Source organism: Sphingomonas sp. S-NIH.Pt3_0716, assembly GCF_003950715.1.
Classification (GTDB): domain Bacteria; phylum Pseudomonadota; class Alphaproteobacteria; order Sphingomonadales; family Sphingomonadaceae; genus Sphingobium; species Sphingobium yanoikuyae_A.
Map to the genome: position 1 here is coordinate 22,145 of NZ_QLJK01000039.1, position 22,106 is coordinate 44,250.

Sequence of the window (22,106 nt, forward strand, 5' to 3'; positions counted from 1 at the left end):
CGGATGATAGACGCCTGGGATCGGACAGACACGCCCCTTATCGGCACGACATACCGACCTGCGCAGATTGGCTGATGGTCCCTTTCGTCCGTCAGGAGCAGCCCGTCGCCGGCCTGGCCCGCAACAGCGCCCGCCCGGCCCTTGCGCCGGTGGTCTGGCTGTCACTGACCGCAAGGGTCCCGTTAACGAACAGCTTGGCCACCCCGACGCTCAGTTCGCGAGGATGCACATAGTCGGCCCGCGGCGCATATTTTGCAGGGTCGATCACCACGACATCGGCATAATAGCCGGCTTTAAGATAGCCGCGATGATCGATCTTGTAGATGTCGGCAGTGGCCCCCGTCGATTGCCGCACGAAGGTCTGCAGGCTGATGACCGGCCGCTTGCGCACATAATTCACATATTTTTCCGGAAAGGTCGCGAACATGCGGGGATGACCGTCTGATCCGTCCGACGATGTCACGATCCAGGGTTGCTGCATGATCAGGTCGACATCGCTCTGCGCCATGTTGAACGAAGCAACCCCCGTGCCCTTGCCCTTCTTAGCCGGATCGGTCGTCTCGATGCTCTGGCGGATGATGCGCAGCGCCGCGTCGCGCGGATCGACCTGCCATTCGCTCGCCACCTGTTCCAGTGTCTTGCCCGTCCAGGGGAAGCCCTGTGCGATCAGCAGCAGCGCTTTCGCCCCGCCGCGCCGGCGCATGTTATTCCGCATCTCGTCCCGGATCTTTGCCAGCATCGCCGGATCGTCCAGCCGCTTCACCAGCGCCTCGCCGCCGCCATCGACGGCCCAGCCGGGCAACAGCGACGCGTCCAGGCTCGATCCCGACGCCAGCCAGGGATATTGATCCGCCGTGACATCCTGTCCTGCCTTGCGGGCCGCCTCAATCTCCGCAATCACCGCCGGTGCCTGACCCTGCACATCGACGCCCAGCGCCTTCAAATGCGCAAAATGCACCGGCATGCCGGCCTGCCGGCCGATCGATATGGCTTCCTTCACCGAACCGAGCAGACCGATATTATAGCTGGATTCGTCGCGCTGATGGGTATCGTACAGACCTCCCCGGACTGCAGCTTCCTTCGCCACCGCGACCACTTCTTGGGTCTTGGCAAAGCTTTGCGGCGGATAGAAAAGCCCGGCCGAAAAGCCAGTTGCGCCTTCGCACATGCCCTTGGCGACCAGCGCCTTCATCTGCGCCAATTCCTGCGCATCAGGCGCGCGGGCATCATCGCCCAGCACCTGCTGCCGCACTCGCCCGAAGCCAATAAAAGGCACGATATTCGTCCCAATACCCGACGCCTGCAGCTTGGCGGCATCCGCACCCACATTGGGTGTACCGAACCCGTCAACGCCGATCATCACTGTGCTTACGCCCTGATCCAGCCAAGCGGCATTGACCCGCGTACCTGCGTCCGGCGAGCGGATGAAACTATCGGCATGGGTATGGGCGTCGATAAAACCAGGAGCGACGATTAAACCTTTTGCATCAATGACCTTGCTCGCTTTCATGCGCGCCGCGCGACCGACATAGATGATCCGATCCCCCCTCATCGCGACATCGCCCACAAAGGGCATGCCTACACCACCATCATAGATGGTGCCGCCGCGGATCACTATGTCCGCCTGCTCGCCCGGTGCCGCATGGCTGAAAGCGGCAATGGCTGACAGCCCCCCCGCCATCAATAGGGCCTGGAGGCGACGCGCGGCGGTGAAAGAAGGCATGGGTAGGAAGTCCTTGGAAGCTGAGCCTTATCGGCAACATGGCCCCGATAAGTGATGGCCGTCCAGTCCGGCCTGTTGCACCACCTATAACCGAATGTCATAGCGGTTACGTACCCAGCCGTCGTTGATCCAGACGAACAGGGCCGCACCTGAAGGGACCACGCCTGTGAACTTGCGCCAGATTGAAATTTTCCACGCCGTTTATTTGCACGGCACGGTCAGCGCCGCCGCGCGCGCGCTCAATGTTTCGCAGCCTGCCGTCACCAAGGTACTTCGTCATACTGAGAGATTGATTGGTTTGCCATTGTTCGAACGAACGAATAATGGCTTGATACCAACGCAGGATGCCCGCACCCTGTTCGCGGAAGTCTCCGACATTCAAGACCGAGTGCGTTCACTGAAGCAAGCTGCTCAGAATATGCGCAACGGCCGCGGCGCCATGTTACGGTTTTCCGCTCTTCCTTCTCTTGGGTTAGGCGCAATACCCGAGGCGGTCTCGCGCTTCCTGCGAAGCCACGAAGACATCATGTTCGATCTGCAAACGCTCCATCATGACGAGATGGTACGAAAACTCTATGAGCGGGAAACTGATATTGCTATCAGTTTCGAAATTCCGATATCCGCTCCCGTGGCTCATCAGGTAATCGGCGAAGGCGAGTTGGTCATACTGTATCGCGAAGATGACCTGCCAGCTGCTCCGGCGCGGTTACATTTGGAAGATTTGCGGAACAGAAAATTTATCAGTCCGATAAAGAGCGGGCCAATTGGTGTGATGCTGTCCAACGAGTTGAGCCGTCTCGATGTTGAGCTTGAAGAGGTGGTTTCGGCACGCACTTACTATATCGCAGCCGCCTTAGTACGCGCGGGGGTCGGCATGGCCATCGTGGACAATTTTACGGCACATGCCGCTGCTGCACCGGGTCTTTCAAGCCGGCCACTCCAACCAGCCATAACCTTCGACATAAATGCCATATATCTACAGAACCGGCCACCATCGAAAACAGCATCGGAGTTTTTGAATCTGCTCTCGACCGTTATCGATAACCTATAGCCTCAGGCTATGACCTTCATGGCCATTGATATTGGGTTGGGTGGGAACGTGAAGATAAAGCACGTCCTCCCATCAGCATAGGTTCGACACATCCATGATCGCCACGCCCTATCTTCTCTATCTCGGCCACAGCAATGACGATATTGGCATCAAGACTTCGCGCGGGCTGGCGGTGTTCCGGCCTGATATCTGTGTAGGAGAATTCCGCCATGACGATTGCAGTCTGACGCTGGGCTTGCCCCGCATGGATTTCGCCACCGCTTATGCCGGAGGCGCACGGACTTTGGTGTTGGGCATCGCCAATGCCGGCGGCAAGCTGGGCGAAGATTTGGTACGTGACGCGCTTGCGGCGATGGAGGCCGGGCTCGACATTGCATCGGGCCTGCATCAGCGGTTGAAGGACGAACCGCAACTGGTGGAAACCGCTAAACGCCTCGGCCGCACCTTGCATGACGTGCGCGATCCCCGTGCCGACATTCCGGTCGGCAACGGCAAGAAGCGCGCCGGCAAACGCCTGCTGACCGTCGGCACCGACTGTTCGGTGGGCAAGATGTATACCACGCTTTGCCTGGCCCGCGCCCTGTCCGCACGCGGCGTGCCCGCCGATTTCCGCGCCACCGGCCAGACCGGCATCCTGATCGCAGGCGACGGCGTGCCGCTGGACGCCGTGGTGGCCGATTTCATCTCCGGCGCGATCGAACAGATTTCGCCCGATCGCAATGATGGCGGCTGGGATTTGATCGAGGGTCAGGGTTCGCTCTTCCACCCCTCTTTCGCTGGCGTGTCGACAGGCCTGCTGCATGGTGCTCAACCCGACGCACTGGTGCTGTGCCATGATCCTATGCGCCAGAGCATGCGCGGCCTGCCCCATTACAAGCCGCCGGGCCTTTCCGACTGTTTGGAAGCCAATCTGCGCACCGCCCGCCTCACCAACCCCGATGTCCGCGTCGTCGGCATCGCGCTCAACACCTCCGCCTTGGAAGAGGCAGAGGCGCTAGCGCTCTGCGCCCGTATCGGCGACGAGTTCGGCTTGCCCTGTTCCGATCCCTATCGCATGGGCGTGGAGGCGATCCTCGACCGGCTGCTGGAAACGCACACGGCGACGATCGCGCCCGCAACGAAGACCGCCTGATCCCCATGGCCCGCACGCTGACCGCTCTGGGGGAAAGCTTTCCTCTCGCCACCCCTTTCCGCATTTCGCGCGGGGTCAAGACCGCCGCTGATGTCGTCACCGTCACCCTGTCGGAAGGCGGCGTCATCGGCCGGGGCGAATGCGTTCCCTATCCCCGCTATGGCGAAAGCGTGGAAAGCAGCATTATCGAGATCGAGGCAATCCGGGAAGCGTTGGAAAGCGGCATCGATCGCCGCGTCCTTATCGATATGCTGCCCGCAGGCGCAGCGCGCAACGCGGTTGATTGCGCCCTGTGGGATCTGGAATTGCGCTTGAGCGGCAGCGACATCGCCACGGCCATGGGTCTTGCCCGGCCGCTGACACCTATAGCCACGGCCATGACCGTCGGCCTCGACACGCCCGACGCCATGGGACTGGCCGCTGCCGCGCTTGCCGACGTGCCCCTGATCAAGGTGAAGGTCGACCGGACCGATCCCGCCGCCCAGCTCCGCGCCGTCCGCGCCGCCGCGCCCTCCCCCCGCATGATCGTCGATCCTAATGAAAGCTGGACGATGGCGGAGGTCAGCGATCTTCAGGCGCTGATGATCGACCTGAGGGTTGACCTTCTGGAACAGCCGCTGCCCGCGCATGAGGATGGCGATCTCAACGGCTTTAGCTCTGCGATCCTGATCGCCGCCGACGAATCCATCCATGTCGCCGCTGATCTCGATAGCCTGCCCGACGGCTATGGCGTGGTGAATATCAAGCTGGACAAGACCGGTGGCCTGACCGCCGCGCTCGACCTGGCTCAGGCCGCGCGCGCGCGCGGCCTTGGCGTCATGACCGGCTGCATGATCTGTTCGTCCCTCTCTGTCGCGCCCGCCTGGGCCATTGCGGCGGACAGCGACTTTGTCGATCTGGACGGACCGCTCTGGCTGTCGGTCGACCGGGAAGGCGGCGTGACAGGGGTTCGCGGACATCTGTTGCCCGCGCAACCGGGCTTCTGGGGCGGACTGTAACTACAGCATGTCAACAATGACCCGCCGCTGGTTCGCCATTCCCCTCTGGCTGCGCGTGTTGGGCGGGTTGCTCGCAGGCGTGTTGACGGGGCTATTCTGGCCAGCCGCTATTCCCTGGATTGGCTTTGTCGGCGAACTCTTCGTCCGGCTGATCCGCATGCTGGTCGTCCCCATTGTCTTCGTGTCGATCGCATCAGGCGTAACGGCTCTCGCCGATCCGCGCCGGCTGGGATCAGTAGGTGGGCGTACGGTCCTTCTTTTCGCCTTCACCACTGCCTGCGCCGTCTCGATCGGCATGGCGCTGGGATTGTTGATCGGGCCCGGCACCGGCGCAGCACTGGGCAAGGCTGTGCCCCATGCATTGGAGGAGGCGAAATCGCTGCATGATCAGTTGATCGGCATCGTGCCCGTCAACATCGTCCAGTCATTGGCCGAAGGGGATATGCTGGCAATCATCTTCTTCGCCATGCTGTTTGGCTGCGGCGTCATTCTGGCCGGAGACGAAGCACGGCCCATGGCCAATATGCTGCAATCGGCCAGCCGGGTGCTGTTTCACCTTGTCCGCCTCGTGATGGAAATCACGCCCTTCGGCGTCCTAGCCCTGATTGCCAAGGCCGTGGCGGACAATGGCATCGCCGTCTTCGCCAATATCGGCTGGCTGGCGCTGTGCGTGCTGCTGGGTGTGATAGTCCAAATATTGCTGGTCCATCTGCCGCTCATCAGGCTGGTCGCACGCCTATCGATCCGCCGCTTCTTCCACGCGGCCGTTGATCCGTTGCTGGTCGCCTTCTCTACTGCCTCTTCCGCAGCGACATTGCCTGTCGCGCTACGGGTAGCACAGGAAGAATTGCAGCTAGATCCCGCCATCGCATCGACCGTGTTGCCCATTGGCGCCAGCATTGGCAAGGACGGCACCGCCATGTATGTCGGCCTGCTCAGCATCTTTGCCCTGCAGGCGCTGGGCGTACATCCGGATTCTACGATGCTGGGAATTATGCTGTTAACCGGCGCGTTAGCAGCTTTTGGTACCGCGCCAATTCCATCTGCATCTTTGTTCATGCTCGCAGCTGTGCTATCGGCAGTTGGCATTTCACCGGAACAGACCGCGCTGGTGGTAGGCTTTGTACTGCCGTTCGACCGTCTGCTCGACATGACTCGTACCATTGCTAGCGCGAGTGCGAACTTGGCAGTTACAACTGCCGTCGCGCGTAACGACACCCGGTCCAATCAATTAGCATTTCCGCAGTAGGCGAGGCGCCGGTCAGCTATTACCGATAGTCACTCAGCTCCAAACGTGGCGAAGACGACCCTCTTGTCCTTCAGCAGCGCTGAACACCGAAATGCGGTCGCTTCCTGCCGCCCCCCCCTGTACCTCGTTCGCGTCGACGTTTTCCTCAGCCTGATATGAATGCTGCGAGATGAGCCCTGATCCCTCACCGCTGCATTGGGTCGACGATAGCGCTTACTGGAGTGCCAATCGCGCCCAGCATGCAATTGTCGGCGACTATGAGCTGATTGCCTATGATATTCCTCCGACGGGCGACGCGGCGGCGAAGATTGGCTGGGAAATCTATACCGGACCCAACCAAAGCCAACTTCTAAGGACGCAAGAGGCAACGGATTTCAATGCAGCAAAAGCTGCTGCAGAACAGGCTTGGCGCGACCTTCAGAACGACTTGTAACGCCTACGGGCCGAGATTGTGTGACGCCTATTTCATGCGCGTCAGCAACCGCCCCGCCGCGCCGTGCTCCGCTGCCAGATTGCGGTTATAAAGAAGCGGCATCTTGGGTGACTTCCAGCGCAGCGCATCCATGATACCGGCAATATCCTCGCCGGCCGCAAACAGGTCGTTGTTCATGCCGATCCGTGTAGAGTGGGCACTGATCCCCTTGTGCCATTGGGCAAATTCTTCAGCTGTCAGGTCGGGGATAAGGCCCTTATCCCAGGCCTCCTGTGCACGTGCCTTGAATATCTGCGTAACCGCCTGGGGGCGAAGCGGTTCCTGCCCAAGCGTAACCACCTTCAAGGGACCAGCGCCCGCGCGCTTGCTGCTACCCTCGTCCAACATTAGGCCGGGTAGACCCAAATAGGTAGCTGCTGCCCTGCGCCGGGCATCAGCACGCAATTTCGCCGGATCGGCAGGCTTGCGCATCTTGATGAACAGACGCCGGAAGACGGCGCCCTGCTCACCGGGTACGCCAAGTTCGTCCTTGACCTTCGCCCAAGCCTGAAGGGCAAGGACCGAGCGCATCGACAGAAAGGCAGTAGCCCCCTCCCCTTCCTGGTCGCCCTTATGCCGGGGAATGACGAGGAGCCGGGTATCAGGATCGCTTGCAGGCAGGATATGCTCAAAGCAGATGGCCACAAGTTCTGAAGCGCGCAGACCGGTATCATAGGCGACGGAAAGCAAGGCGCGGTCCCGAATCCCCTTTTCGTCCGAGCCGCAGGCTTCGAGCAATGCCTTAAGGCTCACCCCTCGGCTCTGGGCGCCGAAGACATCGCTCACGGCCCCCTTGTATCGCAAAGGCCGCGCCTGTTTTTGGGCGGTGCCAAGACGGCGCCGCAAGGCCTTCATCTCGAGACGGACAAGGTCGTTTCTGGTGGGATCCTCGAGCCCAAACAACCTATGGAAGGTCCCGATAGCCCATAGGATACGGGACAATGTCGCGGGACGGGCAGACTTTCCCCCTACCCCATCTGCGCGATCCCGCAGGAATGCGATCACCGAGGCGGGCTGCGCAGGCAAGGCGCTCACGCCTTGGGCGCGGCAGGCATCGCCAAAGCCGCGCATGTCAGCAAGGAGACCACGCACCGTATTGGCAGCACTGGCCGCAAGCGTCGCCTCGACAAGATCAATGTTGAGCACCGGCCGTTCGCGACCGGGCAACTGGGCGAGAACCGCCTCAAAGCGCTGCAGCGGCGTGCGCGCGCGGTCGGCCTCGCGCCAGCTTCGCCGCGCGGCCAGTTCCTGCTTACGCGCGCCATAAGCCCAACGCTGCCCGGGCGCAGGCATAACAGTGCCGGTCAGCAACGGGCCCGGCGGCGCATCGGGTGGGACCTGAGATGTGGCAGGCTCCGGGGCAACAGGCTCGCTCTGCGGCCGGGAGAGCACGGGAACCTCGGCCTCTTCCGGCAGCGCCATGAAGGCTCTCAATCCGCGCAAGGGGCGCTTGGACGTATCGTTCATGCCCATGTTCGCTTCGCTGTCATAAGCCATCTTATAGAAAACCACCGATTTTGGATCAATGATAATGGCCCTTGTCGGCTATTCAGTTTTTCAAGCTATGTTCACCATTCACTGAAATGACATTTAGCTTTAATTATGGATTACCAAATGGCAGGAAACTGGACTAAACATCCTGTAGAAATAGCCATCGTGGAAAGCAGCCCGACGTGGATCGCAGCGATCTTATGCTTGCCTATGCAAAGGCCCATGGCGCCCTCGAGCGATTGGATGATCGATGGGCCACATCTCCGGTTGCCGGCGCATGGCGCGCACGCATGGCCTGGACCGAGCGTCATGCCCTCGCCTGGGCCGACAGTTTCGACATACCTGCCGACGCGCTTGTGTTCGACAAGCGCGGTCGACTGCGATCGGGCGACTATGACCTTACACATTGCAAAGATGCGATCGGGGCACCGATCAGCCGCAGGGCGCTGCTCGAAGAGCCCGAACAGCTTCTCGCCTGGCTGGGTGGGGAGCGCGCAGGCGCCGGACCGGACTCACGATGGGAAACGATTCAGGCCATCGAGACCTGGTCGAGAGCCAGCACAGCACTGCCCCCTGCCCCGCCCCTTCTCATGGCCGCCCGTCTCTCTTCCCTCTGGCGGCGCCACGCGCCTCTTGGACGCGGCGACGTTGTCGCCAGCCTTCTTATCGGTGACCGGTGGAGCATGGGCCGTCAGCCAGGTTCGCAGGGCGGGCTTGTCGCATTGGGCATGCGCCACAATGGTGGCCGCTGGAAGACGGCGAGCGGCGAGGAGGCCGAGCATCTGTGGCTTGGCGCCATTCGGGCAGGCGCAATGGCCCATCTCGAACTCGAGAACCGATTGCGCGCCTTCGCCATGCGCGTGCGCCATGTTCTCGTGCGTCGTCGACGCAGCGGTCAACTTGGAGAGCTGATGGCCTTTGCAATGGAGCGCCCCCTGATCAACAGCAGCGACGTGGCACAGCGTACTGGTCTCACGCACGCCGGCGCCATCAAGCTGCTGTCGATCGCGCATGACGAAGGCCTGCTGATCGAAACGACTGGCCAGGCCAGCTACCGGCGCTATGCTATCCCGCTCAGCGAACCACAAAGCGCGACTTTGGTGGAACAGCAAAGATCCCAACCTATGTTTGCAGAGCCTCTCGGAGAGGTTGAGGCCAAAAAATCACCCCTTCCAGGAGCCCTTCTGAGAGCCAAAATGCGGCATTGATGATCCATATCCTGCCGGCGCGTCCAAGGCCCTCCAGTAGCCCTTAAAACGCACCATGCGCGATTTCATGATTTGTTCCTCTCGAGAGGCATCATCGCAGCTATTGCGCGGGCACATAGGGCATGCATGAGGTCAGTCGGCGTTGTTGGCCGCTTGAAGATGGTTCTCATACTTGGTGAGTGACAGCATCAAGCCTGCATCAACCAATGAGGGCTCTGATCGGGCCGCGGCAGATCGTCCATTCACCAGCGCCCCTGTCGCGTTGCACTGCATGTTTCAAGCGCAAGCCACGCGACTGCAGAGCCAGAATGATTGCGAGCGACGCCTGGACAGGCCTTGGTCTGAGCCACTGGGGCTCGACGAAATGCACAGATGTTTCCGATCGCAGGGTTAGGATGCCCTTTCATCCCGTCGCTCTTCCTTGAGCGGATCTCCGCGACGGCCTGTGACCGCAGCATGCTGCCTGGCCAGCGGCTGCCGAGGATAGATCGTGCGACAAAAGACCTGATCATCTGCGCCGAGCGGACATTGCCGTGATGACCGGGACGCGACATGAATGATGAAGAGAGGCTTCGGTTGCAAGATTGGTATCGCTCCCCTCCTCTGCAGCCAAGTGCTAAAACAGGGGATATGCGCGTAATCCTTGTTTGGCAGGCCCTTCCCATCAGGCCTTGCACAAGATTTGCTGATCAGGCTTTCATATCGATGAGGAAACCGAGCATTGTCATGCCGGCATTGGTAGTGGCCCTTGTCGGTTGTCAGTCCAATTCCCGGCCTGGGACTGACACAAGAGGCCCTCCCATCTCTGGCTTGGGCTTGGACTTGGCGAGCCTCAAGATGTTTGTCGAGATCGTTAGCCCTGGCCGGCATATGCCGCCAATGAGCGGGTGCGGTGATGCGTCCCCTGCCCTGTCGAAGGCCCTCGAACTTGGCAGGTGCTGCGTCCAGATTATGACTATGCGGGTCGGGGCAGATGGATGGGCCGTAATGTCCGCGCGAGTGGTGTTCGGACTTCTGGCCCATTGTCCGGCGCACCCTTCCCTCCCTGCGCCATCAGCAGGCTATCGTTGAAGCTCTACGTGCAATCGAGCAATCCAGGGTCTTCCGAGAGACTCAGTCTCCGGCTAAATTTCAACCAGGAAGGAAAGCGCCGCAAGGCGCGTCTTATCAGGTTTAGAAGAATCCATAAGAAGTTAGTGCTGCCCAACAGGCTGGGCGAATCGCGGAGTCCGCGCGATTCGCATCAGAAGCGCCGTTCCTGAAGTCCCGCTGACCTGTTCCTGAAGTCCCGCAACTGGTGTTCCTGATACCCCGTAGATGCGTTCCTAAAGTCCCGTTGGCCGTTCCTGATATCCCGTGTCGTAGGCCAGCAGGAGCAACGGGCGATAGAGAGTAAAACATGTTTTACTTGCCGGTAAGTCACCGGAAAATCGGGGCTTTCGTATGCGTATCACCTGTCCGATCGCGACGAAAATTGAGCTGAGAGCATCGGCGCGGGCCCATCGGCAAGCGCGACCGACATAGCGCCGCTGCCTGGCAGGCACGGTATTTGAGGAACATGGCATTCGGCTGGAAAATGGCCATCTAGCCGCTTCTTGCTGGTATCCAACCGGGCACGGAGCGGGCTTGAGCCATTTTTGCGCCCCCATCGCTACGGAACTTCGGGAACGGATGGAGTGACGAGGGCATGTGCGCCATCTGCCATGAACGGGATTTCAGGATCAGCCGATGCCGGCTCCCTGTGCCGCAGCCTCGTCCTGTCCGGGACAAGGCCCCCTCCCCTCCCAAGGGGTGTTCCCGCAGAGATCTTGCCTTTGTTCGCCCTTATGAGCCGCTACCTGTAGGACTGGATGCGTCGCCAGGGGCGCTGCCCAGTCCTGGGCATCTTCGCCCGACCTGTGCTATTCAGGCTCCCGCTATCGATGTGGCGCTGCAAGGCGCACGAGGCTGAAACACAGATGTCTCGCGACGATCTTCCAGCTTTCGCAGCGATCGGTACATGGTTGGCCATCGTGTGCGGACCGGCTGTCGGGCTCGTGCAGAGGCCGTTCCTGAAATACCGCCTTCGCATGTTCTGGCTGATCAGCGTCGCGCGAGACCGACAGATCGGCACGATCATAACAGAGCGGGAAGCTTCGACTTGGGGGGCTTGGCGGTGGGCCGGCGAACCGGTGGCTTCCAAGAACCAGCGCATGGGGCAGGGGCGGGCGCTTGCCGCCACGACAGGTCAAGCGACGCCCTTGATACCCGCTGGGGCCGGCGATGCGATCCGGCGTGCTCATGCACGCCCGATTGCCGTCAATGCCGATCGGCCACTTATGCAGCGGACATCAGATGAAGGGCAAGAATGAGTGCCGCAGCAGGCTCTAAGTAATGAAGTTGCAATCGCGATCGGCAGGAGAGGGGAGGGGCATTACCCGTCCCCTCAAGGCGGTATTTCAGGAACGGACCGCTCCCGATCGCCTGGGCGCAGGCAAAAACGATCCTGATGCCGACAAGGCTCAGCTTGCGGGACGCTGCTTCGCGCAGAAGGAGGCAAAGATGCTGGTAATGTTCTTGGCGTCAAAGGCGATATCGCGGGCCCGCAGGAAGGCGCGGAAATCATCTGCAACAACCAGATGGTCGCGCTGGGGCGAGGGCAGGTTGGCGCGTGCGATCGCTCCGAACGCGCCATAGCCGATGGAACCCTGTTCAGGAAAGCGCACTGGTGCTTCCCTGGCGTCTGCAGCCTCTCTACCCTTTGTCGCCCGTGCGGGTGCAGCGCCGGGCTCGTAAGAGGAAAGGGCGGGGGGCGTGGTATCGAGCTCCCGCCGCGCCATGCGGATCATTGGCTCGGTGCCTTCCCTGTGGACAAGGTCGAGGGCATAGCCCGGCAGTGCATTTTCCCTGACGATTTTCGCCATTTCGAATTTGAAGCGGCGATAGTCGCCCTCCGCACCCGACTTCTCGAACAGCGTGGGCATGCTGATCGAGAAACCATCGGGGCCTGCGCCACCGGCATGCTTGCGTGCGACGCGATAGAGCCAGCGTTCGCGGCCGCCGGTCAACGAGAAATAGGCCGGATCGATTGCAAGAACCCCACCCTCCATCAGGACGCCGTCATAGAACCATTTGGCAAGCGTGATGCGCATACCACGGACCTGGCCATTGCGATCCTTGAGCTGGCTATAGCTGTCGATCCAGGAAAAGGTCGTCTCCACGGCATCGCCTGAACGGATGTTGGTCTTGACGGTGGTCGACTGGAGCCGATCAAGCGCATTGCCAAGCAGCTCATAGGATCGTCCCCCTGCATCGCGCTTGAGCGTCGTGAGCATGTCATAGGGGACGATATGAAGCGTCTGGGGAATGTCATTTGCCCCACGCCTCTTATGCTCGATCAGCACAGAGGCGCAGTAGATGAGGATGTCGAGATCATAGATTGTCGCCAGCCCATATTCGGAGTTGGCACTCACATGGACCGTTACCTTGCGATCGGGACTGACATAGTCGATCGGCTTGAGACGCTTGCGCTTTGAAAGCGAGAAGAAGGGCCTCTCCATGGTCTCGCGCTGATCGCGCATGGGGAGGGTGGTGAGCTGCGGTAGAAACAGATCAACCTGGATATCGTCCCGGGCATCCTTCCGTGAAGCCATGTGCGTTCTTGAACTCCATCAGAGTAAAACATGTTTTACTCTTAGATAAGTATCTGAATTAAGACGACAAAATCCTATCGCGATGTGAATTTGGCGCCTTCGATCACCGGGCGCAGCGCCTCGAGGATCTCGTCGATATCAAGCTTGCCCCGAGGATTGATCGTCAGCGTCATGCCCTTGATCCGACTGTCCGCTACGATCTGACCAAACTCCTCGCCCTTGCTGGTCGAAAGGCTGGAGCGATGGCGAGGGGCTGCCTTGGTCGCAGGGCGTGCATTAGCGGCAGCCAGGCGCTGAAGAACCTGGGGGCCATCGATCATCGGCTCGCCCGCTCGTCGACGCCGGTTTTGCTCCGCGCTGATGATCTTGGCTTCCGCCATGATCGCATCGCGCAAAGTCGGCTGCTTGAGGAGCGGCGACAATTTCATGCCATGACGAACCTTGAGATCGGACAGGGTTGCAAATGCGTCCACTACCTCCTGTGGAAGCTCGGCCAATTGTAGCAGGTTGTGCAGGTTCTGCTTACCGATGGCGAGCCGCTCGGCCATATGCGCCCGCACGCCACCATAATAAGCGCCGACCGCATGCTGGTAATTGCGAGCCCGCTCGACGTCGGACACGTCCTCACGCTCGCGATTCTCGATGTCGGCAAGGCGGAACGCGCCTTCATCATCCAGAGTCTCAATGCGTGCGATGAGATCGATCTGGGCATGATTATTGGCGCGAAGCCAGGCGACCGAGAAATGGCGCCTTGTTCCTACAATCAGCTCATAGGGCTTTTCGCCATCCTGCGTCCGGCGGATGACAACCGGTTCCCGATTGCCATTCTCCTCTTTGATGGAGTCAATGAGCGAGGCGCAGCGCTCATGGCTCAGGCTCGCATAGTCGCGCGCATTACCCGGCCACACGGTACATTCGTCCGGCCGAATGCGGATAGTGGGCCGCTTAACGGTCCGCGCGATCTCGTCAAACGCAACGCCGCGCCGCTCGAGAAAGGAGGGCGTGGCTGCCTCCTGCCGCGTGGGCGCGGGGCTTGATGGGGCAGGTGCGACCGCCGCGCTGCCCTGCTCGTGGACAGGCGCCATAATATCCAGGCTGTCGATCGCGCTGGCCAAAAGGCTCCGACGGCGTCCTCCCGCGCTGCTCATGCCGCCTCCGTCAGCCTGTCAGTGCCCAGCTGGGCAAGGCGAGAGGGCCACTGCTTGCAGATATCCTTCTCGAGTTCTTTGAACACGGCGTTGAGATTGTCCCTGCAGCGCGTATAGGTCTGATGAGAGCCGTAAGGCTTGTTGATCTCGTAGATGGACGACATCGCGATCCCGGCATTCTTGATCTCTTCCGAAAGCAGGATCGGAGTCGAGAGCATCTGGCCGGCATAGGTCTTCTCCATGACCTGCAGCATCTGCGCCTCGTTGGTGCGATTGGGCTGGAACATCGTGCATACTACCCTGATGAAGCCATAATCGATGGAATTGTCGAACTTCGACACTAGGCTCATCGCCTCGCGACAGGTCTGCATGAAGTGGATCGTCGAGAGATAGTCGAGCTGGCGTGCCGGCACCGGGATGAGAAGCCCGTCCGCTGCGCTCAGTGTATTGACGCCCAGAAAACCCATGGCCGGCGGCGGGTCAAGAATGATGACATCATAGTCATGACGAACCTCTTCCAACCCGACACGCAGCATTCTGAACGCTCCGGCGATGGCGTGCGGTCCTTCCTCGATGGTGGCCGTCAGCTCCCACTCTGTATCCTGCAGCCCAAGATTGGCTGGGCAGATGTCGATGTTGGGCCAGGCGGTAGGCTTGATCGTCTTTCGGAAGGAATCCGCCTCATCGATACGGGGCGAGAGATAATTGGAAAGTGTGTGCGTCTCCTCGACCAGTTCCTCAAGATTGACGTCGAACATGACACTCATCGAGGCCTGGGGATCGCAATCGACGACGAGAACGCGGTAGCCGCGCAAAGCCAGATAGTCGGCCAGATGCTTGGATGTGGTCGACTTGCTGACACCGCCTTTGAAATTCTGGACCGCGACCACGACAGCGCGTTCGTCGGGCAACTTGCCTGCCTTAATGCCGAGCGCCTCGCGGATCGCGATAAGGTCCTCGACCGTATAGAAGCGTCGACCATTGTTCGCGGTCTTGGGCGCGGGCAGGCGACCGCGCGCCTCCGCCTTGGCCAGTGCTTCAGGGGTCCGCCCGAGAAATTCCGCGGCAACCGACGCCCCCATGGTGATGCTTAGGGTCTTGCGATCAGAGGGATCGATCGCCGCTCGTCGCAATACGCTCTTGGCGTTTTCGCACGATGTGATCATGGTGTCCAAAATCTGGCCGGACAACATCGGCGCGTCCCCTTGTTACGGTCTCGAATCAGGGCGGTTCGTAAAAAACGTCGAAATTGAACCCCCTATCCCGGACACATATGTCAAAATGGCGATGGTTAGTCAAACACGCTTCCAGGTAGATGATGTGCAGGACAGTTAGGCATCATGGAGGACTGTCGGGTACAGAAGGAGAGGGGCCATCCGAGCAGAATGAATGCTGGACTGCCGCCCCTGTTATCGACCAACCTATGTAGAGATTTTGGTTAATCGTCCGTAATCCCCATACGTCGATCAATTCGACTTTGGCCCCGCGCCACGTTGCGCGGCGCCGGGCGTCTAGGGGCGTGCTGAGAAGTTTTGGTGAAGTATCTCAGGCGGGAGGGGGGAGGGCGGGATCCTCATGCCAAACACGCGGTTTTCCAACCTGAATGATACGGCCAAGAGCATCGAAGCGAAAACGCTGCGCCGCAAGTTCGACGATCTTGTCGAGACCGGTAGTTTCGACATCCACAGATACTCCGATACGGACCTTACGCTATGGCGGGCCGGAATAGAGGCTCTCGATTGGCACCAGTCGACGCAACACCCGATAATCAGGATGCGAACTCAGTGTGTCGACCGAACTCTCGAAATTTGGAGGTTCACCTATCATGAAGTGCAAGCGATCCATCGCACCGAGATCATCGGCCTGCCAGTTTTTAGTGAAGAAAGGAGAAGCGGCGCCCCGAAATCTCTTCGCCTTTGGCCGCAGCATCGCCATCCGAGCAAAATGAATGCTCGACTGCTGCCCTAATTATCAACCAACCTGCGCAGAAATGTTGGTTAATTGTCCGTAAACGCCAAAACCTCCCCACATTTTCGTAGCTGCTGATCTGTCTATGTTTTGCCCCTCATCCGAGGGGTATCGTAGTGGCTGATGATGTAAGAACATTCGAAACAGGTTTCGAAAGGCAGGAGCGACTATCTGTCTCGTCATCCGAGCAAAATGAATGTTCGACAGCAACCATGATTATCAAGCGGACTGCACAGGAATTGTGGTTAATTGTCCTGTAATTCGCGACCTGCGATCAACTCGGCTTTAATCCGGCGCCATGTCACGCGCCGGACTCAACCGATACCGCCAGGTGCATTGAAGCATCTTGGCAGTCCAGCCAGCACCGCCCAGACCTAGGTCGCGTTGACAAAGTGCGGCAGCCATTTGCGAATGGCGGCGAGGTTCAGGAAGCTTGCGAAGGATAAGGCGGTTTTGTCGTAACGGGTTGCGATACGGCGGAACTGCTTGAGTTGTCCGAACATGCGCTCGATGCGGTTGCGGTCACGATAGCGGCGGAAGTCGCAGTGAATGGGTTCGCGGCGATTGGCCTTGGGCGGGATGATCGGCAGGATGCCGTGCATCAGCAGATTTTCGCGGACAGCATCACCGTCATAGCCCTTGTCGGCCAACAGCGCCTTGGGCTTGGCGACGGGGATCGCCATCAGGGCATCGACAGCGCCATAGTCGGACGCTTCACCGCCCGTCAGGATGAAGCCGATAGGGCGACCCTGATTGTCACAGCGGGCGTGGACCTTGCACGTAAAGCCGCCGCGTGATCGACCAAGAGCTTGCGCACAAGCCCCCCTTTTCCGCCCACTGCCGATACGTGGCCGCGAACTATGGTGCTGTCGATCATGTGCTGCCAGTCGTCGGTCAGTCCCAATTCCACCAATGTCGCCAGGATTGCATCCCACACACCTTGTTCGGCCCAGCGCCGGAACCGCACATAGACCGAATTCGACAGACCATAGCGTTCATGCATATCCCGCCACGGACAGCCGACCCGCAAAACATGCAGCATGCCGTTGAGGAAACGCCGGTTGTCATGGGCAGGACGGGACTTGCGGCCGCGCTCCGACGGCAGAAGCCCCGCGATCACATCCCATTCCTCGTCCGTCAGATCGCCTCGGCCCATCATCGCTCCTCGCAAAGAGAAGCTGTGAATCAGAAATCAGGCAGATTGGGAATCCACTTTGTCAACGCTGCCTAGCTCTGTCATCGAGAACGTGAGCGATCTCGCCTTCGCTTCGCTGCTTATGCATGGTTTTGCAAAGAGGCGACAATTCCGAACGACATCGACCATCGTAGCAGCCGGTACTAAAGTTCAGGAATATGTTCTGACAGATCGATCCGTGCCTTGTCCATATCAACGGCTGCAAAAATGAAGTTTCGCTTGTTTGCCTCCTGCGGTGTGAGCCTGCCAGTCTCGATCTCCCAATCCAGCTTGGCTCTTGCGATTGCCTTCTCGTGGGTTCGGTTCCAGACAGGATCGGGTGCTGACGTGCCGTCCCGCAGTTGCTGTCTGGCTAATCGCCATCGCGAACGTCGCTGATCTTCGTTGTCATCGATTAGGGCATCGAAAGGGCAATTTGATCGCAGTTCGCGGCCCAAGCCATCATCCTGCACCATAAGCGCCATCCAGAGTTCCTGTGGCCGACATGTCAACAGGAAGCGCCAGAAACGCTGGCCTATCGTTGCCGCCCTGGCGGCGACCCTATGATCCAGGGCAAGCCGCGCTGCCTCAACCAGAGGGCCGATGCCCTCTCGCTGGCACCGTAGCATGTCGACTAGCTGGATCGCGCGCAGCAAGCGGCAGCGCTCCCCAATAGCGTGAGCATTATGCCGCCTGTCCTCGGAAAACGCAGCGCGGTCCGTCGGTCCAGTGTGAGCTGATTTCTTGTCGCGGATGTCCTTACTCCTCATACCGCGCCTACTTTCTCAAACTCTTGCCAGCTCGTCAGCGCCGACGCGCAGCCGTTATCGCAGCAGACATCCCGGGCGTGAAGACCAAAGCCATTAGCTCCAAGCCTACGGGCAGGCACGATCAGATGGACATGCGGGTCGTTCGATGAGCCAGCCCAATATGGTACATGTAGCACCATCAGCACCGCGAGTTGCAGTTCGCGTACGAAATAGCTCAGGACCCATGCCCGGATATCTTCCCAGCTCACGTGGAGGGGCCGATCGGCTGACAAGTCAATTGTGAACTGAGCATATCCCGTCTTCTCGACCGCTGGGTGCGTGGCATCATAACGTTCGAGAAGATAGGAAAGCTGCGCATATTCACCCGGCGCATTTGTCGGTACTAGCAGGTCATGTCGGGCTGCTTCATGTCCTGCTGGCGTCAGCTTTGCGAGAACGGCGGCGGAAACGCCGTTCCTTATTCCGTCATTCTTCCAATAATAGCGGACGTAGCGAAAATGGGGATGGTCGGTGCTATCCCCAACGTAGGCGGACAGCGCCTCGGGACCAGAACGGCTCTTCTTGCCAGTCATGCTGCCCACCTCCCGGCAAAGGGGAGCATTTTTTGGCTGGTGCAGGGAAACAGGATAAGTCCCTCGGTGGAAGCCCTGACTCCAGGCTGGCCATCCTCAAGCATCGGCATGAACCACAGCCTGTCGTCGAACCAGGCAGACCGATAGTCTACCAGCCACTCGCGCCTCCTGTGGAAATGAATGTCCAGGCTCTGCGGCCAGGCCCCCGAACGTAGGAGCAGCAGGTCTAGCCCATGGCTATCTCCCATCTGCGCCAATTTTTCACGGGTTTCTGACCCAGAAACATTTGTGCCCGCAATCAGCAAATTGGCCTGTTCGAGAAGCAACATGCCTTCGGTGCCGGTCAATTGTCGGCTCGGTTCAAGATCGATCGGCGCGCCGATATCGCGCGCGATCCTCATCATCGCTCGCTGGACCGAACTGCGAACGAACGGAAGGGTTTGCGCCCCCCCATTGGGGACGCATTCTGGAATATATGTCACATTAATCACTTTCAGATTGGGGAGCCGCGCCACTGAGCCGGGCTGCACTCTCCCTTTTTTCATTCCGTTACTCAGTTGTACTGAGCTACTTGCTTACTTGATAAATCGGGCTGCGATGGCAGCCCTTGTCCCGCAGGGACAGCATCTGTTAATCCGGGCAAGATTAATGCTCGATCGCAACCATGATTATCAATCGGGCTCGGCAGGGTTCACGCTTAATTATCCTGTGACATGCATTCAGCGATCAAATCGGTTTTGGCCCGGTGTCATGTCGCACGATGCTCCGTAATCCGGGCCATTGCTCTACCCAATGGGGCGACGGGGGCGAGTGATCCTGGGCCTTTCCCGTGTCCCGCGGACCTGCAATCCGTCCCTGCAGCCGGGGGCTGTTCGGTTATCCGAACTACATGTGTTCGCGAAACGGGCATGGTTGCACCGACATTGTATTGGACTCGGCCACTATTGCGGAGAGTATGCCGCGTACCTACAAGACTTGGCACGTGCTGTTCGAGGCCGGCCAACCCTTGGCGCTGGCGGCCATTTCTTCCGCTGAGGAATTCGTATTTGTAGCCGGCAACTTTGGTATGGTTTAACTGATCAGCAAATCATCGGCGCTCGGACATAGGAACCAAAATAACTCCAAATCATATCGGATAGGCATAAGATTGCTACCAGGTACCATATGATTTCAGCCGACCTCCTGCATGGCCCTTCCATTCATTTCCCTGAACAGTTTGACGATCAATGCTAGGCGACGCTGGCTAGTAGGGCGGGCCAGGGCATCGGCCGCCAGTTGCTCAGCGCGGACGTGGATGGCCAAAAGAACAATCGCCAATTTGAACGCGCGATCATCCTGTAGGCTTTTACGTTCTTTCTGTTCTAGCCTGACCGCAAGCGACCCGCGCCACCGGCTGCGCCCCTTCAATGGCGGAATGACGTCCCGGCTTTTCAGAAAAAGATGCAATGTGGCCGAATTGCGCATTGGATAAAGTTTGCATGTGTGGCGCAGATGAATGTCCGCCTCCTTAAAGCCCATGGCCTTCAACAGCAGATTGACGAAAATTTCTCCGTCTTTCAGCTTCCGGAAAAGGAATTCATTACTCCTTGTATTTTGCAACATCGCTGTGAGCGCTGTTTCCAGTACTCGAGCCTCACGCGCGCCCACCTTTCGACTGAGGCTCAGGCGGCTCTCCAGCGCCTTCAGATAGGCGGGATCTTTCGTCAGTGGGGAAAGCAGCAGCTGCCCTTTCTTGCCTTGCCAGAATCCAACTGGCAGAAGACTGTTGCTGGCCCTCCTCCAATAGACATGCTTGCCATTGCCAGCCTGCGCGTTGCCCGAAAACAGATCAATCATGTTCCGAGCGGGAATGGCATGAGGCGCAAGCCAATCCCTTGCGCGCTTCTTGGACCTCGGCTTGTGTATAGCTTGAGGCGAGGTGGGCAGCTGCTTTTCCTCTGCTGTGAATGTCGCGGGCCTACCGAAATTTTCCGGCAACGGCCTTGCCGATCGCGAGGTAAAATCAACGGCTAGAGACTTGCTGGCCTTCTTAAGCGCCGATTGCAGCAAAGATATCTCAGCCCTTTTGGCGTCCATCTGGGGCGTGTAGGATAGAAGCTGCGATGCAGTCGGGCGACAGGGCAATGGAGGGCATTGCAGTGCGTCGGACCTTTTCAGCCGACCCTTTCGCTTGCGCCATGCGTCCGGTTTGACTTTGGTCAATTCCTGCAGCAATTCAGGCTCAAGCACATCGAAGGAAGAAGGGCGGGCGCAATAGAGGCCCAGCAACCAATCCAGTAGATGGATATATGAACGCAATGTCATGTCTGGTCCGCTATGACCCATAACCTGGCTGACTGCGTGTAGGGCGCTGGCTCCGAGTCTTTCCGCACCTAGCAAGCGCTGCGCGACCCGTTCCCTGCGCTGCTGCGAAATCACGCTGGTCAGTCGGCGCGGCACGGGCGGTTCGGCCATATCGACCGGCAACATCAGCGTCGCCAGCAAATAGGACGCGAAGCTGTGGCGTAAATGACCGTGCTCCAATTCACGGGCAGAAGCCCTTTTCAAGGCATCGTTGATCGCGCTGCTCGCGAAGGCGGGATTCGGAGCAGTCGCACTATCGGCTGTACCGAACAGCCACCCGTCGCGCCCTTCGATCGTTTTGGTCCGTTGCGCTTTAAGAAAGCGCTGCAGTCGCTCCAGTTCTTCAGATTCGAGCAGTATGTCGAGGGGAATGATTCGTCGACTTCCCGGTGTTTTCAGAACCCGTTCTTCATTTTTTTCCACAAAGAGTTCTAAACGATCGCCCGCACTGGCAAAATCGCCGCAACGCAGTCCAACGGCCTCTGTCAGACGGAGGCCGGTGCGAAAAAGCAATATAACGACAAGGGCAATCTGCTCCTGTTTGGTTCTATCGAGTAGGCGGATGAGTCGATCATATTCTTCGGGCAACAGAAGATCGGCGGAAATAGGGTCTTCCAACCGATATTCGTCCAGTCCGAAATCGATCGGTTCTGAACCACGGCAATTATACAGGAAGCGCCCGAATGACTGAAATGCATTTATGCATTTATTACGGTGCTGATGACGCTTTTCATTTGCTAGAAAGGATTTTACATATTCTTCAAGAGTGAGCCATGGGATGGTCAAGGGGTTGAATTCATGATGCCAGCCTATAAACATTGATACTAGGCAATCAAAATAATCTCTTACCGTAGATATTGAATAACCTTTTCCGTTTCGACCGCGTTCGCTCCGAATTGCATATTTGCACCAATCTACAAGTGTGTTTTGCAATTTAAATTTGTCGTTGTCAATCAGTGATATATTTGACAAATTATTTAGTACTATTCTTTTTATTTTAGATTTCTTTAGATTTACGCCACTTTTGAAAATTGATCGGGTAGGATTAAGAGGCTGTTTGGGAAATCGGCGGCAGGGGTTGTCATAGGCGTATCTGCGTGATTCAGGCTCTGGATGTGGACGCAGCAGAGCCGGGGGCGGATGGCCCAGATTGCGAAGAAGACGAAGCGTTATCC

General features: G+C 58.8%; 17 protein-coding genes. 7 read left to right on the forward strand and 10 right to left on the reverse strand.

Annotated features, from left to right (window positions below; all coding sequences use genetic code 11):
* Window positions 1-91: 91 nt before the first annotated feature.
* The gene (locus tag BRX37_RS22970) at window positions 92-1,723 is read right to left on the reverse strand and encodes an N-acyl-D-amino-acid deacylase family protein (RefSeq protein WP_017502147.1); all 1,632 of its coding nucleotides are present in this window, start codon (window positions 1,721-1,723) and stop codon (window positions 92-94) included.
* Window positions 1,724-1,889: 166 nt separating this feature from the next.
* Between BRX37_RS22970 and BRX37_RS22975 the strand changes: the two genes are divergently transcribed.
* From BRX37_RS22975 to BRX37_RS22995, 5 genes are all read left to right on the forward strand, one after another.
* The gene (locus BRX37_RS22975) at window positions 1,890-2,774 is read left to right on the forward strand and encodes a LysR family transcriptional regulator (RefSeq protein WP_026109384.1); all 885 of its coding nucleotides are present in this window, start codon (window positions 1,890-1,892) and stop codon (window positions 2,772-2,774) included.
* Window positions 2,775-2,868: 94 nt separating this feature from the next.
* Window positions 2,869-3,906 carry an N-acetyltransferase DgcN gene (gene dgcN / locus BRX37_RS22980; RefSeq protein ID WP_017502145.1) on the forward strand — a complete coding sequence of 346 codons (1,038 nt, stop codon included), beginning with the start codon at window positions 2,869-2,871 and terminating at the stop codon, window positions 3,904-3,906.
* Between the two features lie 5 nt (window positions 3,907-3,911).
* Entirely contained in the window at window positions 3,912-4,904 is a 993-nt protein-coding gene (gene dgcA, locus BRX37_RS22985) for an N-acetyl-D-Glu racemase DgcA (protein ID WP_017502144.1), read from the forward strand.
* Window positions 4,905-4,920: 16 nt separating this feature from the next.
* Window positions 4,921-6,153, forward strand: coding sequence for a dicarboxylate/amino acid:cation symporter (locus BRX37_RS22990; RefSeq protein WP_017502143.1), 1,233 nt, complete (start codon window positions 4,921-4,923; stop codon window positions 6,151-6,153).
* 169 nt (window positions 6,154-6,322) lie between these two features.
* Complete coding sequence (locus BRX37_RS22995; protein WP_017502142.1) at window positions 6,323-6,586, forward strand: hypothetical protein; 264 nt, start codon at window positions 6,323-6,325, stop codon at window positions 6,584-6,586.
* Between the two features lie 27 nt (window positions 6,587-6,613).
* On the opposite strand, the gene BRX37_RS23000 is transcribed toward BRX37_RS22995, so the two are convergent.
* Entirely contained in the window at window positions 6,614-8,122 is a 1,509-nt protein-coding gene (locus tag BRX37_RS23000) for a tyrosine-type recombinase/integrase (RefSeq protein ID WP_037522387.1), read from the reverse strand.
* 284 nt (window positions 8,123-8,406) lie between these two features.
* Here BRX37_RS23000 and BRX37_RS23005 point away from each other — a divergent pair, with 284 nt between their 5' ends.
* On the forward strand, window positions 8,407-9,324 hold the full coding sequence (locus BRX37_RS23005) for a hypothetical protein (RefSeq protein ID WP_125989600.1): 918 nt from the start codon (window positions 8,407-8,409) through the stop codon (window positions 9,322-9,324).
* A 2,501-nt stretch (window positions 9,325-11,825) separates the two neighbouring features.
* Here BRX37_RS23005 and BRX37_RS23010 read toward each other — a convergent pair.
* The 3 genes from BRX37_RS23010 to BRX37_RS23020 form a co-directional block, all read right to left on the reverse strand.
* On the reverse strand, window positions 11,826-12,956 hold the full coding sequence (locus BRX37_RS23010; protein ID WP_017502138.1) for a replication initiator protein A: 1,131 nt from the start codon (window positions 12,954-12,956) through the stop codon (window positions 11,826-11,828).
* A gap of 74 nt (window positions 12,957-13,030) precedes the next feature.
* Window positions 13,031-14,104, reverse strand: coding sequence for a ParB/RepB/Spo0J family partition protein (locus BRX37_RS23015; protein WP_026109382.1), 1,074 nt, complete (start codon window positions 14,102-14,104; stop codon window positions 13,031-13,033).
* Window positions 14,101-15,297, reverse strand: coding sequence for an AAA family ATPase (locus BRX37_RS23020; RefSeq protein WP_037522374.1), 1,197 nt, complete (start codon window positions 15,295-15,297; stop codon window positions 14,101-14,103). The genes BRX37_RS23015 and BRX37_RS23020 overlap by 4 nt, the downstream gene beginning before the upstream one ends.
* A gap of 382 nt (window positions 15,298-15,679) precedes the next feature.
* On the opposite strand from BRX37_RS23020, the gene BRX37_RS23025 reads away from it, so the two are divergent.
* On the forward strand, window positions 15,680-16,072 hold the full coding sequence (locus tag BRX37_RS23025; protein ID WP_125989602.1) for a hypothetical protein: 393 nt from the start codon (window positions 15,680-15,682) through the stop codon (window positions 16,070-16,072).
* Window positions 16,073-16,446: 374 nt separating this feature from the next.
* On the opposite strand, the gene BRX37_RS23030 is transcribed toward BRX37_RS23025, so the two are convergent.
* From BRX37_RS23030 to BRX37_RS23050, 5 genes are all read right to left on the reverse strand, one after another.
* A protein-coding gene (locus tag BRX37_RS23030; protein WP_486057003.1) for an IS5 family transposase occupies window positions 16,447-17,231 on the reverse strand; the annotation gives its coding sequence in 2 pieces (ribosomal slippage) (window positions 16,447-16,889 and window positions 16,889-17,231; 786 coding nt in all).
* A 179-nt stretch (window positions 17,232-17,410) separates the two neighbouring features.
* Window positions 17,411-17,902, reverse strand: coding sequence for a hypothetical protein (locus BRX37_RS23035; protein ID WP_164522515.1), 492 nt, complete (start codon window positions 17,900-17,902; stop codon window positions 17,411-17,413).
* A 110-nt stretch (window positions 17,903-18,012) separates the two neighbouring features.
* Window positions 18,013-18,588: a hypothetical protein gene (locus tag BRX37_RS23040; RefSeq protein WP_081261097.1), complete on the reverse strand. Its 576-nt coding sequence runs from the start codon at window positions 18,586-18,588 to the stop codon at window positions 18,013-18,015.
* Window positions 18,585-19,133 (reverse strand): hypothetical protein, encoded by a 549-nt coding sequence (locus BRX37_RS23045; RefSeq protein ID WP_125989606.1) that lies wholly within the window; start codon window positions 19,131-19,133, stop codon window positions 18,585-18,587. The genes BRX37_RS23040 and BRX37_RS23045 overlap by 4 nt, the downstream gene beginning before the upstream one ends.
* A gap of 625 nt (window positions 19,134-19,758) precedes the next feature.
* Complete coding sequence (locus tag BRX37_RS23050) at window positions 19,759-21,750, reverse strand: site-specific integrase (RefSeq protein ID WP_125989608.1); 1,992 nt, start codon at window positions 21,748-21,750, stop codon at window positions 19,759-19,761.
* Window positions 21,751-22,106: the final 356 nt, after the last annotated feature.

What these genes read in the sequence shown, in the direction of transcription:
- BRX37_RS22970 (WP_017502147.1), bottom strand. Translation starts at nt 1,723, where the DNA reads ATGCCTTCTTTCACCGCCGCGCGTCGCCTCCAGGCCCTATTGATGGCG.
- BRX37_RS23015 (WP_026109382.1), bottom strand. Translation starts at nt 14,104, where the DNA reads ATGAGCAGCGCGGGAGGACGCCGTCGGAGCCTTTTGGCCAGCGCGATC.
- BRX37_RS23010 (WP_017502138.1), bottom strand. Translation starts at nt 12,956, where the DNA reads ATGGCTTCACGGAAGGATGCCCGGGACGATATCCAGGTTGATCTGTTT.
- dgcN (WP_017502145.1), top strand. Translation starts at nt 2,869, where the DNA reads ATGATCGCCACGCCCTATCTTCTCTATCTCGGCCACAGCAATGACGAT.
- BRX37_RS23005 (WP_125989600.1), top strand. Translation starts at nt 8,407, where the DNA reads ATGGCCTGGACCGAGCGTCATGCCCTCGCCTGGGCCGACAGTTTCGAC.
- BRX37_RS23000 (WP_037522387.1), bottom strand. Translation starts at nt 8,122, where the DNA reads ATGGCTTATGACAGCGAAGCGAACATGGGCATGAACGATACGTCCAAG.
- BRX37_RS23025 (WP_125989602.1), top strand. Translation starts at nt 15,680, where the DNA reads ATGCCAAACACGCGGTTTTCCAACCTGAATGATACGGCCAAGAGCATC.
- BRX37_RS23020 (WP_037522374.1), bottom strand. Translation starts at nt 15,297, where the DNA reads ATGTTGTCCGGCCAGATTTTGGACACCATGATCACATCGTGCGAAAAC.
- BRX37_RS22995 (WP_017502142.1), top strand. Translation starts at nt 6,323, where the DNA reads ATGAGCCCTGATCCCTCACCGCTGCATTGGGTCGACGATAGCGCTTAC.
- BRX37_RS23040 (WP_081261097.1), bottom strand. Translation starts at nt 18,588, where the DNA reads ATGACTGGCAAGAAGAGCCGTTCTGGTCCCGAGGCGCTGTCCGCCTAC.
- BRX37_RS22990 (WP_017502143.1), top strand. Translation starts at nt 4,921, where the DNA reads ATGACCCGCCGCTGGTTCGCCATTCCCCTCTGGCTGCGCGTGTTGGGC.
- BRX37_RS23045 (WP_125989606.1), bottom strand. Translation starts at nt 19,133, where the DNA reads ATGAAAAAAGGGAGAGTGCAGCCCGGCTCAGTGGCGCGGCTCCCCAAT.
- BRX37_RS23050 (WP_125989608.1), bottom strand. Translation starts at nt 21,750, where the DNA reads ATGTTTATAGGCTGGCATCATGAATTCAACCCCTTGACCATCCCATGG.
- dgcA (WP_017502144.1), top strand. Translation starts at nt 3,912, where the DNA reads ATGGCCCGCACGCTGACCGCTCTGGGGGAAAGCTTTCCTCTCGCCACC.